This is a genomic window from Bacillus sp. JNUCC-21 (assembly GCF_041222765.1).
GTDB lineage: Bacteria > Bacillota > Bacilli > Bacillales > Bacillaceae > Bacillus > Bacillus velezensis.
The window spans coordinates 3,262,179-3,277,301 of sequence record NZ_CP166019.1; the positions used below are offsets into that span (position 1 = coordinate 3,262,179).

A 15,123-nucleotide genomic window follows, 5' to 3' on the forward strand; every position below is an offset into this window, starting at 1 on the left:
TCCTTTTTTAAAAGCTTGATCTGAAAGATAAATGTATATACAAAGATCAGGATATTTGATAAATTTATTTTAGGTTCAAAAGACCACAAAAACACAGAAAGGAATACATTATGCCGTAGCAGGGTAAAAAAAAGTGCGATATAATTTGTACTGGGTCCTATGACCGTGAATTGATTGATTCACTCTTACATAAAGCAGTTGCTTGATGAAAAAACAAGCAAAGGAGGTCTTCTGTTGCAGCTGTTACATTTCGCGATTTTGGCGCCTTTTTTATTTGCATTTATCGTTCCCTTTCTTTATAAACGGGTAAAACAAGTCCATACAGGCTGGTTTGTGCTGATAGTGCCCGTTGTGCTGTTTGTTTACTTTATCAGCAAGCTCCCTGTAACAATGGCTGGGGAAACCGTCCGGTATGCGGCCGAATGGATTCCGTCCCTCGGTATTAACTATACCGTTTATCTTGACGGACTCGGGCTGTTATTCGCTTTATTGATTACGGGCATCGGCTCTTTAGTGACGCTTTACAGTATTTTTTACTTATCGAAGGACAAAGAAAAGCTCGGCCCCTTTTATGTGTACCTGCTGATGTTTATGGGCGCGATGCTCGGCGTTGTGCTCGTCGATAACGTCATCGTGCTTTATATGTTCTGGGAGCTGACAAGCCTGTCATCCTTCTTATTAATCGGGTATTGGCATAAGCGGAAGAAATCACGCTACGGGGCGGAAAAGTCACTGCTGATTACCGTCGGCGGCGGGCTGTGCATGCTCGGCGGCTTTATCCTGATGTATCTGATGACGGATTCTTTCAGTATCAGGGAAATGGTCAACCAAGTGCATATTATCGCAGGCCATCCGTTCTTTATTCCGGCGATGGTTCTCCTGTTATTGGGGGCCTTTACGAAATCAGCGCAGTTTCCGTTTTATATCTGGCTGCCTGATGCCATGGAGGCGCCGACTCCTGTCAGCGCCTATCTGCACTCGGCTACAATGGTGAAAGCGGGAATTTATGTGATTGCCAGATTCAGTCCGGTTTTTGCATTTTCACCCGTCTGGTTTTGGACGGTTGCCTCAGTCGGTCTGATCACGATGGTATGGGCTTCCTTCAATGCGATTAAACAAACCGATTTAAAAGCGATTCTGGCATTTTCCACAGTCAGTCAGCTCGGTATGATTGTATCGATGCTCGGCGCAGGAGCCGCCGCGCTTCATTACCAGCATTCAGAGTATTTTACGGCGGCTGTCACCGCGGCTGTGTTTCACTTAATTAACCATGCTACTTTTAAAGGAAGTTTATTTATGGCGGTCGGCATTATCGACCATGAAACGGGAACACGGGACATCCGCAGGCTCGGCGGCCTGATGGCGCTTATGCCGGTAACGTTCACCGTTTCACTGATCGGAACGTTTTCCATGGCGGGCCTCCCTCCGTTTAACGGCTTTTTAAGTAAAGAAATGTTCTTTACAAGTATGCTGCGGATTGCTCATGCAGATATTTTCAGCCTGGATACGTGGGGCGTGCTGTTCCCCGTTCTCGCATGGATCGGGAGCGTCTTCACTTTCATCTACAGCATGAAGCTGTTTTTCAGAACGTTCAGCGGCGCGCGCAAACCTGATCAGCTTGAAAAGACGCCGCATGAAGCACCGCTCGGCATGCTGATTTCGCCGGTGATTCTTGCCGCTTGCGCCGTCAGTCTGTTTTTTGCACCGAACGTTTTGTCTTACAGCCTGATTGAACCGGCGATGAACTCCATTTATCCGGCTCTGTTAACCGGCGGAGATACATTCCATGTCCATATTTCCCAGTGGCACGGGGTGACGGCTGAGGTAATGATGACCCTCGGCATCATCATTGTCGGCACGATCGGTTACGTAACGCTGTCTAAATGGGAGCGTTTGTACGGTCTGTTTCCGAAAAAACTGACGCTGAACAAGCTTTACGATGCGGTGACGGGCAGTATGGAAAAAAGATCTTACCAGCTGACGTCATCTTATATGACCGGATTTTTGCGGGATTATCTGCTGTATATCTTTGCGGCGTTTATCATTCTCATCGGAACGGCGTTCGTCACAAAAGGCGGCTTTTCCATGACAGCGAAAGGCATGGCTGAAATCGGCCTGTATGAAATCGTGCTGTCCCTCGTTATGGTGAGCGCAACGATTGCGACTGTGTTCGCCAAATCGCGGCTGACGGCCATTATCTCACTCGGTGTTGTCGGGTACACACTCGCGCTGTTTTTCGTGATTTTCAGAGCGCCCGATCTGGCGCTCACGCAGCTCGTCATTGAGACGATATCCGTCGCCTTGTTTCTTCTTTGTTTTTATCATCTGCCGAAAATGCGGCGGAAAAAGAAGACAAGAACATTCCGGATGACGAATTTTATCATTTCTCTCGGTGTCGGCGTCATCGTGACAATGCTCGGAATCGCGTCTTCCAGCGAAAAAACAAAAGACAGCATCTCCTCCTTTTTCACCGCTTACAGCCATAAGCTCGGGGGAGGAAACAATATCGTCAACGTCATCCTCGTTGATTTCAGGGGATTTGATACGATGTTTGAAATCACGGTGCTGTCGATTGCCGCACTCGGGATTTACGGCATGATCAGAACGAAAGTAAAAGAGGAGGGAGAAGAGCGTTGAGACAGCAAAACACAAACGACATCATCCTTCAGACGGCAACGAAGCTTGTATCTTTTATCATTCTGCTTTTCTCTTTCTATTTATTTTTATCGGGGCATAACGCTCCCGGCGGAGGATTTGTCGGCGGACTGATTACGTCTTCGGCCATCGTGCTGTTGCTTTTGGCCTTTGATTTAAAAACCGTCAAATCGATTTTGCCCGTCAATTTTATTTATGTGGCGGGCGCGGGTCTGCTTATCGCGATTGCAACGGGTGCAGGTTCGTTCTTATTCGGAGCACCCTTTCTCACCCATACATTCGGCCATTTTCATCTCCCGGTGCTTGGGAATACGGAGCTTGCGACGGCCACTTTGTTTGATTTAGGTGTGTATCTCGTTGTTGTCGGCGTGACGATGACCATTATTCAAACGATTGGAGAGGAAGAATAATGGAAATCTTAATGTCTGTCATTGCCGGTATTTTGTTTATGGCGGCAACCTACCTGCTGCTTTCTAAAAGTCTGCTGCGCGTGATTATCGGCACCGCGCTATTAAGCCACGGCGTCCATTTGCTGCTCCTGACCATGGGCGGACTGAAAAAAGGCGCTCCTCCCATACTGGGCGGAAAAAGCACGTTGTTTGTCGATCCGCTGCCGCAGGCACTCATACTGACGGCGATCGTTATTTCGTTCGGCGTCACGTCCTTCCTGCTTGTGATGGCGTTTCGCGCCTATCAGGAACTGAAAACGGACGATATGGATCGAATGAGGGGAAATGATCAACATGAATAACTTTGTGATATTGCCTATTCTGGTGCCGCTGCTTGCCGCAGTGCTGCTGATTTTTATGAACAGGCACGTGATGCTGATGCGAATATTCAGCACTGCCGCTTCCTGTGTCTCCATCGTCATCAGCGCCGCTCTCGTTCAGACGGTTTTCACACACGGGATTCAGACGCTGACACTCGGCGGCTGGAAAGCGCCGTACGGCATTGTGCTCGCCGCGGATCAGCTCGCCGCACTGCTTGTTTTGACAACCGCCATAATCGGGCTGCTCGTCACCCTGTACTCCTTCCGCTCCATCGGAGAAAAAAGGGAGCGCGCTTTCTATTATTCAGGGGTGCAGTTTCTTCTGGCCGGCGTAAGCGGAGCGTTTTTGACGGGTGACCTGTTCAACATGTACGTCTTTTTTGAGCTTCTGCTTATCGCGTCCTACATGCTGATCGTGCTTGGCGGAACGAAAATTCAATTAAGAGAATCATTGAAGTATATCGTGTTTAACATTGTGTCATCCGCGTTTTTTGTCATCGGCGTCGGTTACTTATATGCGGTGACGGGCACGCTGAATATGGCTGATCTAAGCGTAAAAATAAGCGAATCGGGCCAGACCGGGCTGATAACCGTCATCGGCGTCCTTCTTCTCATCGTTTTCGGTTTAAAGGGCGGGATATTCCCGCTGTATTTCTGGATGCCGGGCTCTTATTACGCCCCGCCGGCTGCGATTTCGGCCTTATTCGGGTCTCTTTTGACGAAAGTCGGCCTGTACGCCATTTTAAGAGTATTCACCCTGATCTTTATTCACGATACGGGCTTTACCCACCAATTGATGATGTGGCTTGCGATGCTGACGGTGCTATTCGGCGTAATCGGATCTATCGCCTTTTCGGATGTCATGAAAATCGTCATCTACAATATTATTACAGCCGTCGGCGTGATTTTGTTCGGCATTGCCATGAACACGCCGGCCTCCATTCAAGGAGCGGTTTATTACTTGATTCACGATATGCTGATTAAAGGAGCGCTGTTCATGCTCGCCGGCACGCTTATCGCATTGACGGGCACTGCCAGCCTGCATAAAATGGGCGGACTGATCACCCGTTATCCCGTTGTGGGATGGATGTTCTTTATTTCAGCCATATCTCTGGCCGGCATCCCCCCGTTCAGCGGATTTGTGGGCAAGCTGAAGATCGCGGAAGGCGGGTTCGATAAGGGGGAAACTTTGTTTTCCGTATTGATTCTCTTATCCAGCCTGCTTGTGCTCTATTCCGTGCTGAAGGTTTTTACGACGGCTTTTTGGGGGGAAGAAAAAGAAATCCCCGGCCCCGGCGCAGGCGGACGGTCCGCAAAAGGACTTCTTTATCCGGCAGCCGCTTTTCTCCTTTTGTCGCTTCTGTTCGGGCTCGGAACCGAATGGGTTTCACCGTATGTCAATCAGACGGCTGAGAATCTGCTGAATCCGGAAAAATACATTGAAGCTGTTTTGAAGGAGTAGATGGCATGGCTTTTCAACTATTATTAAATGTTCTTCTCGCTGTTTGCTGGATGTTTCTCACAAACAGCCTCAGCGCGGCGGGTTTTATGACCGGATTTATCGCGGGCTTGGCGGCGCTGTTTTTTTTCCGGCGCTTCTTCTCGCGGCCGTTTTACATTTGGAAAATATGGTCAGTCATCAAACTGGCGCTGATCTTTATAAAGGAATTATATTTGGCCAATGTCAGCGTGCTGAAAACCGTTATATCGCCGAAACTGAACATCCGCCCGGGCATTTTCGCGTTTAAGACGGAATTGACGGAGGATTGGGAGATCACGCTGCTCTCGCTGTTAATCACTTTAACACCGGGTACGCTCGTGATGGATATCTCCGATGACCGGTCGATTCTCTATATACACGCCATGGACATTGAAGATGCGGAGAAAGCGATCCATGACATCCGCGTCTCTTTTGAGAAAGCCATTCAGGAGGTGAGCCGCTGATGTTTACGTTTATTCTGCAATTATCACTCGGCATTATGGCGGTTTCGACTCTTCTGTACGTCATTCGCGTCATAAAAGGGCCTACGATACCGGACCGGGTCGTCGCGCTTGATGGGATCGGCATTAATCTGATTGCCATGACCGCGCTTGTATCCATTCTCTTAAACACATCGGCCTTTTTGGACATCATTCTGCTGCTCGGCATTTTATCGTTTATCGGCACGATTGCCTTTGCTAAGTTTTTGGAGAAAGGAGAGATTATCGAAAATGATCGAAATCGTTAAATGGGCCGTCGCCGTTTGTATTCTGATGGGATCGCTGATCTGCCTGGTCGCGTCTTTCGGCACACTCAGGCTTCCTGATGTGTATACGCGCGCCCACGCCTCTTCAAAAGGCTCGACACTCGGCGTTAATTTGGTATTGCTCGGGGTGTTAGGCTACTTGTGGATGCTGACCGGAGAAATTTCTGTAAAAATACTGCTCGGCATCATTTTTATCCTGCTGACGGCGCCGGTCGGAGCGCACCTCATATGCAGGGCCGCGTACAATTCGGGAGCGGCGCTTGATAAAAGAAGCGTACAGGATGATTACAAAGGAATCAGAAACTTTGTGATCAAACGAAAAGAAGATTCATATTTATAAAAACAAACAGCCGGACGATTCAGGGTTCCGGCTGTTTGTTTATTTTGTTATAACAGCCAGTGTGCAGCGGGAAACACAGATCAGCCTTTCCCGTTCATCGAAAATGTTAATCTCGTACACAATGGTTGCCCTGCCTGTGTGAACGGGTTTCGCAATCGCCGTGACCGTCCCGCCCTCTTTCACGGATTTTAAATGATTGGCATTAATCTCAAGCCCGACACACGCCTGGTTCGACCGGTCGATAAAATGCTGGGCCCCGACACTTGCAACAGTCTCCGCCAGCGCTGCTGACGCGCCTCCATGCAGATATCCGAAAGGCTGCACCGTCCTCTTATCCACCGGCATCACCGCCACGCATCTCTCCGGCGTGTTTTCAGTGATTTCAATACCGAGTGCGCCGAGCAATGTATTGTTCAGATTCATAGGTCATTCTCCCTTCAAGATTTATAGTACGTTATCTGACTTGGCGATCAGCACCGCTTCAGTTCGGGAGCCGACATTCAGCTTGTTAAAAATGGATGTCAGGCTGTATTCAATTGACCGCTTGCTTAAGTGAAGCGCATCTGCGATTTCCTGATTGGTCAAACCTTTTTCGACCTCTTGGAGAATATGTCGCTCTCTCGGGGTTAACCGATCCTGCTCACTTTGAGGGGAAGAAGACGTTTTTGTTTTTTGCTGGGTCATCAGCTGTTTGAAATAGGAGAAATCAACTAAAATCTGTCCGTTGAGCACGTGATATATGTATTGCATGATTTTCTCTTTAGATTCGGTTTTGCTGATGGCGCCATGCAGGCCCGCGCGGATGGATTCTTCAAAATAATCTTCAACCTCATAGCCTGTGTAGACAATGATTTTACAGAGAGGATTCTCTTTTAAGATTTTCTTGGAAAGCTCTATGCCGCTGATGTCATCACCCAGATTTAAATCCATTAATATGAGATCGTAAGCTGAAAAATCATGCCGGAGAACGAATTGTTCACTGGCATCAGGACTGAGGCAATCGACAGAAAGATTCGTGTCCGTTTCCAGAATCGTCTTGGTGCCCTCCATGACAGCCGGATGATCATCAATCACTAGTATCTTTTTCATGGTTTCCTCCCTTTTACTCACTCATTTCCATTTTATTAAAAAGACTTGGCTTCTGCCAAGTCGATTTGGTGATAAATTGGTTACAATTCCATTTCAATATCTACTTTAAAACCGTTTCCTTCACTTGTGTCGATTTTCATCCGTCCGTCAAGCGCACGGACGCGCTCCTTAATACCCGAAAGACCCATGCTCATCGACTGCCCGCCGCCTTCTTCCTGATTGCATCCGACACCGTCGTCTTCATAATGCAGAATCACTTTATTTTGAATGCTGATCAGCATAATCAGCACCTCATTCGCCTGTGAATGTTTCATGGCGTTCGAAAGAAATTCCTGAATAATGCGGTACAAATTCAGCTGCGTATCCAAATCCAGCGCCGCCGTAAACCGGCCCGTATTCAGACGGATATGAAACGGCGCACGCTCCTGCTGCTGTGCGGCAAGCTTGGATACCGCCTTGACCAGGCCCAAATCATACAGCAGCTGAGGCCGAAGCTCATGGCACGTCTCCCGGGTCATCAAAATGACATCCGACATCTGCTCATTCATCTGATGAAGCTTGTCCTGCACCTCTAACTGGCAAGGCTCCTCTTTCTTAAAATCGGCCAGAAACAGCTCACACTGGCGCTTCAAAGAAATCAAGTCCTGCAGCACTGAATCATGCAGATCACGGGCCAAATCCGAACGCTGCTTTTCCTCGATCGTAAACATCAGCTTTTTGAGCCATACCGGGTTTGTCTCTTGTTTCTTTAAATCTTCGAGATGATTCATAAGTTCTTCGATTTTAAGCACATTCTCCATCGTAATACTGGTATAGAATGATAAGGTTTTTAACCAAGAAATCTCATCCCAAGTTAGTTTCGGAGTATTCATAAATGATAAACACAGTACAATGTATGATTTAGTGCCCCGTTCCCCTATTTTCATTAAAAACCCTTTATCCACCTGAACTATCTTGCCAATTTCGCTTGTCGTTTCAGCTAATTGATGAGAATACGGCTCCCATAATTTTTTCTCATTATCATTAAAAAAATACCTTTCATTTAAGTCTCCTTCTACCTCTAAAACACATACTTTACTAACCATCAAAACTTCAAGTAGAGTAGATTCAAGTTCAGTGAATACTTGCTTTAAGGATGAAGCTCCTTTAATTATTTGAGTAAACTTGAATATGCTGTCCTGATAATTATGTTTTTCAGAAAAACGCTTTAAACGGAAACGAAAATCTAAGATCTCTTTTGAATAAAACACAGCCAACATAATAATATATGTCAGCAAAGTTAGTTTAAACGTATAAAACTCTGAGTTTGGATCTTGTACAAGATCATAAATTGTAATAATAAGTAAAGTAGGAGTGACAGCTAAAAGACTATAATATTTCAACCGCCCAATAATAAAATCAATTTCATAGATTTTATTAGTCATAAATTGATAAACTAAAGAAAAAGGAATTAATAAAAGAAAAGGCGCAACTAAAAAAGAAGAAACATAATAGTCATTAAAAATGATGTAGGGTGCCACATACAAAAATACAAATGGTGAGAAAGCAAAAATATTAATTAAAAGAAAAGTCTTAAGAATATTTGCTTGCTCTGTTTTTTTGTACTTTATTAAACCTACAGTAATGAAAAATAGAGCTATTAAATAAAGGAGAGATATTGATACTAGATTAACTTTCCCCACTACTCCTCTTTCAAAGCAATGCCTAAAAAACTCTAGTATTATATTAATAACAGGGACTGTATATAAAGCAACAAAAACTTTCCCGTTAAAAATCTTGTATCCAAATTCTTTGATATATTGGTAAATAAACAAGAGATAATTTACCGGTACGGATATTAAAGTTATGACATTTACGTATCGGCTTATTATATCTCCTTTTGATGAACCTCCCGCACTTACATATGCTATACCAGTAGTGAGTAAAAAGATGATCAATATAAAAGCTGAAACTGAATCTTGCTCCTTATTAATTTTTAAAATAAGGATAATACAACTAAGGCATACAAAGAAAAAAATAACAGGTATTAAATAAACAAATAAGTTGTCTTCACTTAATAAACTTAAATTTTTGAGATCAACTATTTCACCAGATCTTTCAACTGTCATAGATCTTACGTTTTTCAATGTATTTTGTTTTAAATCTTTTGGTTCAACGCTCTTATTCTGATTAATTTTAATTACAATGTCACCTTTTTTAACACCAGCATAATAAGCCATTGTGTAATCTGATACTTTGGTAATCTCTATTTGATTCTTGTTATTAACATTTGCGGTGGCTCCTACAAATAAATTATTTACATTTATATAAGTTAAATAGAAAATATAAGACAAGCTGAGTAAAATTAATAAAATGGAATACGTATTTTTAGATAACTTCATATTTACCCCTGTTTCATGACGGTTTCCAATATATCTCGTCTTTTGAACTCATTGAGATTAATTGATCAAATCCAAGCAATACCCCTTTCACCTCTTCTTTATCTAAACCTATGATACTGACTTCTTCTCTTCTCAATTTTTGAACAATTTCGGGATTACGAACTAAATAATTTACTATTTCCTGCATTTTTATCCACCTTCTCATTCTCGCAAATTTTTTTAATTAAATAGTTTTTGTTCTCTAAAGTCAAATTTAAATTTTCGAGTCCATTTTTCACTTTCAAATTATATACATTAATCATAACTGACATATAATGGATAACACCAGATTCTAAGAGAAGCCGTTTTAACTCTGATTGTTGAAAGTTGTTGTTTAACAATTCTGTGGATACTGTGTTGAATTTTTTCTCTAAGAACTGAATTGCCAAATTTGTCTTTTTGAAAAAGGTTTCCGTATTATTCACATACATTATCTCAAATAAATCATTTTTTAATTGAGCTGCAACCCCTATATAGAAAGCATACTGCTCCACATCTGATTGATAACGTTTAGTTGCAAGTACAGCACCCAGCATACTTGCTAAAGCTGTCAAAGCCCCTGACTTTTTCTTAATCATTTCAATGCATTGATTTTCAGTTAAAGTATTATCAACCAAATCAATGTGTTGTCCTTCCATAGCTTGAACTGTATATTTTAGAGCTGTCTTGAGTAATAACCCTTCCGGATCTCGAGATGATATCACTTGGAGAGCTATTGTATAAATTAAGGTTGCAATATTTAAAGATACAGCCTGATCCATTTTCATCCATTCTGCATTTGGACGATCCTTATCTTGTATGTCATCAAAAATATCAGCCGCTAAGATAAGCAGTTCAATCCCTGCTCCTAAATCTAGTATTTCTTCAAAATCATTCCCTCCAAAAGCCAAATAATGATCTAAAGCTAACTCAGCAAATGGAAAGTTGTTTTTTGTATCAGCAAAATTCAAAACATGTTTACTTACTTCTTTATTCACATCATTTTTTTTGAGAATATGGTTTATTGTGTCCTTTACATCTTCTGCTTCTAGAGTTAATTTCTTAGCTATATGAATCCCTCACTTTATTTTACTAAACCCTTTTGTTCAAATACAGCATGTTTATTGTTTTTTAACAATCATATAATACTTTATCCATTAATTGTATAACAAATGCACAAAAAAAAGACTTGTTTCCAAGTCTTTTTAAGAAATTTTCATTGCATATGAGAATTTATCGAGCTGATCAATGCTTTTGTTAATGTTTCGTAATGAGTCGGTTGTTTCTCTGATATCATTTTCAAGTCGGAATAATAATTGCTTTACTTCTTCTAATTTGTTTTCCACCGTTTCCACACTCCTTTTTTTGAAAGATCAATGAATTGTGTATGGTGAACGAGTCCTAGGTATTTGATCTGTTACTAATAGTGTAAACGTTTTTGCGGGATTTTTCACCGAAAAGTATGTGTAAAAGTATCTGCGTGACACCGCAAACCGGGGTAATCCCATAGTCCCGAACGGAGCATTTAGCGAACAGGACTATATAACTACCAGAAAGGCAGACGTTTAGGATGAAGCAGACCAATCTGGCGGTTCTGCTGTTTTTTTAACGGTTTTCCGACAAACCGGCAAGGACTATAGTCCCTGCCGTCGCAATTTCAAAACAGAATGGGCGAACAGCGTCGCATAACCACCGACAAACACCGAAAAGACCGCAACCCCCGCATTGTGGTCTTTTTGCATGTCATAACTCGTTATCACGCCGCCTATACTCATGTATAACCAATGTTTTCTCAGGAAGGAGGCCGCCGTATGCATTATGTGTATCCATGCTGTCCTGTTTTCGCCGCGCCATACCGGCATCCTGCGCCCAGTCCCCCGGTTCACGCAGATATTTTGACAGCGTCCGCAAAAGAGGCTGCGGGCATGCTGGAGGATGCCCGCCTGCTCCTTGCGCGGCTGTCGGCGTCAAAAGAGCTTGCGCGCCGTATCCTCACCGCAGCGCAATCATCTGACACCGCAGCGGTCAAGCGGCTCATTAAGCAGACCGGCATCAAAAATGACTTTGACGTGACGTATAATCCCGACGGCATCCGTGTCAGTCTGATCAGAGAGCAAAGCCGGTTTACCATCGCCCTCAGGTGGTCGGCTTAAAGCGGCTCAATCCACGATCAGCTGCCGGCACCATTCGATCGCCTGTAAGTAACATTCATACGCTTCTTCTTTGTTCAGTTCTTTTCCCCACTCGTCACAGTCCCAGTTGTTGCATTCAATGGCTTTGACGAACGCGAGCATCTTATAATAATCGTTTTCATAACCGAGCAGCGCCTGTCCGACTTCATCGATTAAAGGCAGTTCTTTGATGATATCCTCCAGCTCCCTGTGGAGAAGCGTATCGATGAGCGAAAACATGCCGATCAGCATGTAAGAAGAGGGCTGGGGCCTTCCGGTTCTTTTCGCCAGCAGTTCGCACAGTTTGGCCCTGATTAAGGAAATCTTAATGATTTCTTTTTGGCTTGAGTGGCTTTTCGCCGTTAAATCTCTAAATGAAAGAATGTAAATCAAGCGCTTAATCTCATTCAGCCCAAGCATCATGATGGCCTGCTGGATGCTGTCTATCTTTTTTTTCAGCCTTGTTTGCGATCCGTTTAAAAAACGCAGAATCTGATACGATAAGCTGACGTCCCGCTCTATGTATTCCGTCACGCGCTGTATATTGGGCTGGTCATTGTTTAATTCGCTTAAAAGCTGGTAGTAAGAATGAAAATGAAACGTCAGATCATTTCCGCTGATGACACGCGGTTCACTGAAAAAATATCCTTGAAACAGGTGAAAGCCGTCTATGGCCGCCTGTTTATAATCTTTTCTCGTCTCCACTTTCTCCGCTAAATAAATCAGACTTTTACAGCTGTACGTCTGAATGATTTTTTTGCGCTCCAGACGCGAGGATTGCAAAAAATCGATTTTTAAAATATCAATATATTTCATCAGCTGTTCCACTAACTCTTCATTTTCCGGATTGATGGCGTAAAAATCATCAAGTGCTAATGTATATCCTAATTTCTTCAGCTGTCTGCATCTTGAGATGAGTGCCGGAGTGATCGGTATGTCCTCAAGAATTTCGATAATAAGCTGGTCAGGATCAAAGGAGGTAGGGAGATCTGAAAACATCAGGCTTTCTGTAAAATTCACAAAGCAGCGTTTCCCCTCAGTCAGCTTTTCGATTCCGATGTTGATAAAGCTGTTAATAATGAGATCCGTCGTAGCTTTATCTCCGTCAGCGGCCGAATAACGGTTCTCTTCGCTCTCCCGGTAAAGAAGTTCATAAGCAACAACCTGTTCGTTTCTGTTGAAGATAGGCTGTCTCGCAACAAACACCTTCATTCATTTACCCCCTTAGATGCGGCCTTCGAACATAAGTATATCAAATAACTTGACGAAATTTGTCTAAATGTGAAAAATATTATCACAACAAAAAGGCCTTTCCAGAGAAAGGAAAGGCCGCTTTGTCTTCTATTCAAGTTCCCGTTTCAGCTCGCTTTTGATTTCATGAATCCGCTGCATCTTGTTGCTCCAGCAGTCTTCGCTTAAATCGACCGGATATTCTTCCGGCTTGCTGATCCGTTTGTATTCCTCCCACAGAAGTTTGAGGTTATCCTGCACGTATTGCTGGATGTCGGTAATTTCGGGATTATCATAGCATAAAACGCCGTTTTCAAAGATCGGCTCATGCAAGTCTTTCGCATAGAAATCAGTGACGAATTTGCTGACGAACGTGTGGACGGGATGGAACATTTTTAAGCGTTTCTGATCATTTACCCGCTCGTCATAAAGCGCGATATAATCACCTTCCGAGTGGTGATTCAGCTTGTTGATAATCCGGTATACTCTCTTTCTTCCCGGCGTTGTCACTTTTTCAGGGTTTGACGAAATTTTAATGGTGTCGGTCAGTTTGCCGTCCTCTTCAATGGCGACAAGCTTGTAAACCGCGCCGAGAGCCGGCTGATCGTATGCGGTAATCAGCTTCGTGCCGATGCCCCACGTATCGATTTTCGCTCCTTGCGATTTCAGATTTAATATCGTGTGCTCATCAAGATCGCTTGAAGCAATGACCTTTGCGTCTGTGAAACCCGCTTCATCAAGCATTTCACGCGCTTTTTTTGACAGGTACGCCAAGTCCCCGCTGTCCAGGCGGATGCCGATGAAGTTGATCCGGTCGCCGAATTCCTTTGCGACTTTAATCGCATTCGGCATGCCCGAACGGATCGTATCGTACGTATCTACGAGAAATACGCAGTCTTTGTGGGTCTCCGCATATTTCTTAAATGCCGTATATTCATCGCGGTACGCTTGTACGAGCGCATGAGCGTGCGTGCCGGATACCGGTATATTAAAACGCTTTCCGGCTCTTACATTACTCGTCGCGCTGAAGCCGCCGATCAAAGCCGCTCTCGCTCCCCACATAGCCGCATCCATTTCATGGGCGCGCCGCGTTCCGAATTCGAGGGCGTCTTCGTCACCGACAACGCCTTTAATGCGGGCCGCTTTCGTGGCGATTAATGTTTGGTAATTCACAATGTTAAGCAGAGCCGTCTCAATCAGCTGGGCTTCGATCAGGGGCGCTTCGACCCGCATAATCGGTTCGTTGTTAAAAACGAGCTCGCCTTCTTTCATGCTGTAAAGAGATCCGGTAAAAGAAAGATCCCGTAAATACTCAATGAAATCATCAGCATAGTGCAATTCCGTTTTTAAATAATTCAGATCGCTGTCGGTAAATTTGAAGTTCTCCAAGTATTCGATTGCTTTTTCTAAGCCCGCAAATACCGCATAGCCGTTTTCAAAGGGAAGCTTTCTGAAAAAAAGCTCAAAAATCGCTTTTTTCTCATGAATGCCGTCTCTCCAGTACGTTTCGGCCATATTAATTTGATAAAGATCTGTATGTAAAGACAAACTGTCGTCTTTAAAACCATGCTCCACCAAAATTGTTTTCCCCTTCCTTACTCTGCCACTTGCGCTCCGATGCTGTTCTTAAAATGGGACAGGGCCCATTCATGCCCTTCCGGATTAAAGCTGGCCACCGCGTTTTGATGAATGACGATCTGAAAGCCCTTGTTGTAGGCGTCAACCGCCGTGTGAAGAACGCAGATGTCCGTGCACAGGCCCGCAAGATGCAGCTCAGTGATCTGCCGTTCCCGCAGTTTCAGCTCTAAATCCGTTCCCGCAAAAGCAGAATATCTCGTTTTTTCCATATAATTTACGTTTTTTGCGTGTTTATGTTTCTCATAAAGAGGCGATAGCCTTCCGTACAGCTCTTTGCCCTCCGTGCCGTTGATATTATGCGGAGGAAACAGGCGTGTCTCGGGATGAAAATCATCGTCTGCATCATGCGAATCAACCGCAAAGACAACGTAATCACCGTTTTCTATAAATGCTTGCGTCAAACTGACAATCGTATCTTCAATCTGTCTCGCGGGTTCTCCGCAGGTTAATGCCCCGTTCTCTGCTGCAAAATCATTCGTATAATCAATGCATATAAATGCTTTTTTCATAGCCGGCCTCCCCGCCATTCATATGAAAACCATTATATCCTATCTCCACTTGTAAGTGAATTGGCATTGTAAAATGA

The 15,123-nt window shown here is 44.0% G+C and carries 17 protein-coding genes; 8 read left to right on the forward strand and 9 right to left on the reverse strand.

What is annotated here, in order from left to right; genetic code table 11:
• Positions 1-234: 234 nt before the first annotated feature.
• The 7 genes from JNUCC21_RS16575 to mnhG are packed head-to-tail and all read left to right on the forward strand — an operon-like array spanning position 235 to position 6,010.
• On the forward strand, positions 235-2,637 hold the full coding sequence (locus JNUCC21_RS16575) for a Na+/H+ antiporter subunit A (RefSeq protein ID WP_369878338.1): 2,403 nt from the start codon (positions 235-237) through the stop codon (positions 2,635-2,637).
• A complete protein-coding gene (locus JNUCC21_RS16580; protein ID WP_007408670.1) occupies positions 2,634-3,065 on the forward strand; it encodes a Na(+)/H(+) antiporter subunit B in 432 nt (143 codons plus the stop codon). Before JNUCC21_RS16575 ends, JNUCC21_RS16580 begins: the two co-directional genes overlap by 4 nt.
• Entirely contained in the window at positions 3,065-3,406 is a 342-nt protein-coding gene (locus JNUCC21_RS16585; protein WP_043020758.1) for a Na(+)/H(+) antiporter subunit C, read from the forward strand. Before JNUCC21_RS16580 ends, JNUCC21_RS16585 begins: the two co-directional genes overlap by 1 nt.
• Positions 3,399-4,886: a Na+/H+ antiporter subunit D gene (locus tag JNUCC21_RS16590; protein ID WP_369878339.1), complete on the forward strand. Its 1,488-nt coding sequence runs from the start codon at positions 3,399-3,401 to the stop codon at positions 4,884-4,886. Before JNUCC21_RS16585 ends, JNUCC21_RS16590 begins: the two co-directional genes overlap by 8 nt.
• A gap of 5 nt (positions 4,887-4,891) precedes the next feature.
• Entirely contained in the window at positions 4,892-5,368 is a 477-nt protein-coding gene (locus JNUCC21_RS16595) for a Na+/H+ antiporter subunit E (protein ID WP_007408672.1), read from the forward strand.
• A complete protein-coding gene (locus tag JNUCC21_RS16600) occupies positions 5,368-5,652 on the forward strand; it encodes a Na(+)/H(+) antiporter subunit F1 (RefSeq protein WP_012118311.1) in 285 nt (94 codons plus the stop codon). Before JNUCC21_RS16595 ends, JNUCC21_RS16600 begins: the two co-directional genes overlap by 1 nt.
• Positions 5,636-6,010, forward strand: a complete 375-nt coding sequence (gene mnhG, locus JNUCC21_RS16605) for a monovalent cation/H(+) antiporter subunit G (protein ID WP_003152056.1) — start codon at positions 5,636-5,638, stop codon at positions 6,008-6,010. Before JNUCC21_RS16600 ends, mnhG begins: the two co-directional genes overlap by 17 nt.
• Before the next feature lie 39 nt (positions 6,011-6,049).
• Here mnhG and JNUCC21_RS16610 read toward each other — a convergent pair whose 3' ends face one another.
• The 6 genes from JNUCC21_RS16610 to degQ form a co-directional block, all read right to left on the reverse strand.
• A complete protein-coding gene (locus JNUCC21_RS16610) occupies positions 6,050-6,433 on the reverse strand; it encodes a hotdog fold thioesterase (RefSeq protein ID WP_012118312.1) in 384 nt (127 codons plus the stop codon).
• A gap of 21 nt (positions 6,434-6,454) precedes the next feature.
• Entirely contained in the window at positions 6,455-7,099 is a 645-nt protein-coding gene (locus JNUCC21_RS16615) for a response regulator transcription factor (RefSeq protein WP_003152052.1), read from the reverse strand.
• A gap of 80 nt (positions 7,100-7,179) precedes the next feature.
• Positions 7,180-9,480, reverse strand: a complete 2,301-nt coding sequence (locus tag JNUCC21_RS16620) for a histidine kinase (protein WP_369878340.1) — start codon at positions 9,478-9,480, stop codon at positions 7,180-7,182.
• Positions 9,481-9,493: 13 nt separating this feature from the next.
• Positions 9,494-9,667: a competence pheromone ComX gene (gene comX, locus JNUCC21_RS16625; protein ID WP_012118314.1), complete on the reverse strand. Its 174-nt coding sequence runs from the start codon at positions 9,665-9,667 to the stop codon at positions 9,494-9,496.
• The gene (locus tag JNUCC21_RS16630; RefSeq protein WP_157774448.1) at positions 9,636-10,496 is read right to left on the reverse strand and encodes a polyprenyl synthetase family protein; all 861 of its coding nucleotides are present in this window, start codon (positions 10,494-10,496) and stop codon (positions 9,636-9,638) included. The genes comX and JNUCC21_RS16630 overlap by 32 nt, the downstream gene beginning before the upstream one ends.
• 207 nt (positions 10,497-10,703) lie before the next feature.
• Positions 10,704-10,844 (reverse strand): degradation enzyme regulation protein DegQ, encoded by a 141-nt coding sequence (gene degQ / locus JNUCC21_RS16635; RefSeq protein ID WP_003152043.1) that lies wholly within the window; start codon positions 10,842-10,844, stop codon positions 10,704-10,706.
• 465 nt (positions 10,845-11,309) lie between these two features.
• Between degQ and JNUCC21_RS16640 the strand changes: the two genes are divergently transcribed.
• Positions 11,310-11,651 carry a hypothetical protein gene (locus JNUCC21_RS16640; RefSeq protein ID WP_025285192.1) on the forward strand — a complete coding sequence of 114 codons (342 nt, stop codon included), beginning with the start codon at positions 11,310-11,312 and terminating at the stop codon, positions 11,649-11,651.
• Between the two features lie 6 nt (positions 11,652-11,657).
• On the opposite strand, the gene JNUCC21_RS16645 is transcribed toward JNUCC21_RS16640, so the two are convergent.
• The 3 genes from JNUCC21_RS16645 to JNUCC21_RS16655 all read right to left on the reverse strand — a co-directional run bounded on the left by JNUCC21_RS16645 (position 11,658) and on the right by JNUCC21_RS16655 (position 15,046).
• Positions 11,658-12,881, reverse strand: a complete 1,224-nt coding sequence (locus JNUCC21_RS16645) for an EAL and HDOD domain-containing protein (protein WP_007408678.1) — start codon at positions 12,879-12,881, stop codon at positions 11,658-11,660.
• A 129-nt stretch (positions 12,882-13,010) separates the two neighbouring features.
• Positions 13,011-14,477: a nicotinate phosphoribosyltransferase gene (locus tag JNUCC21_RS16650; protein ID WP_020954301.1), complete on the reverse strand. Its 1,467-nt coding sequence runs from the start codon at positions 14,475-14,477 to the stop codon at positions 13,011-13,013.
• A gap of 17 nt (positions 14,478-14,494) precedes the next feature.
• Complete coding sequence (locus JNUCC21_RS16655; RefSeq protein WP_003152033.1) at positions 14,495-15,046, reverse strand: cysteine hydrolase family protein; 552 nt, start codon at positions 15,044-15,046, stop codon at positions 14,495-14,497.
• Positions 15,047-15,123 lie beyond the last annotated feature (77 nt).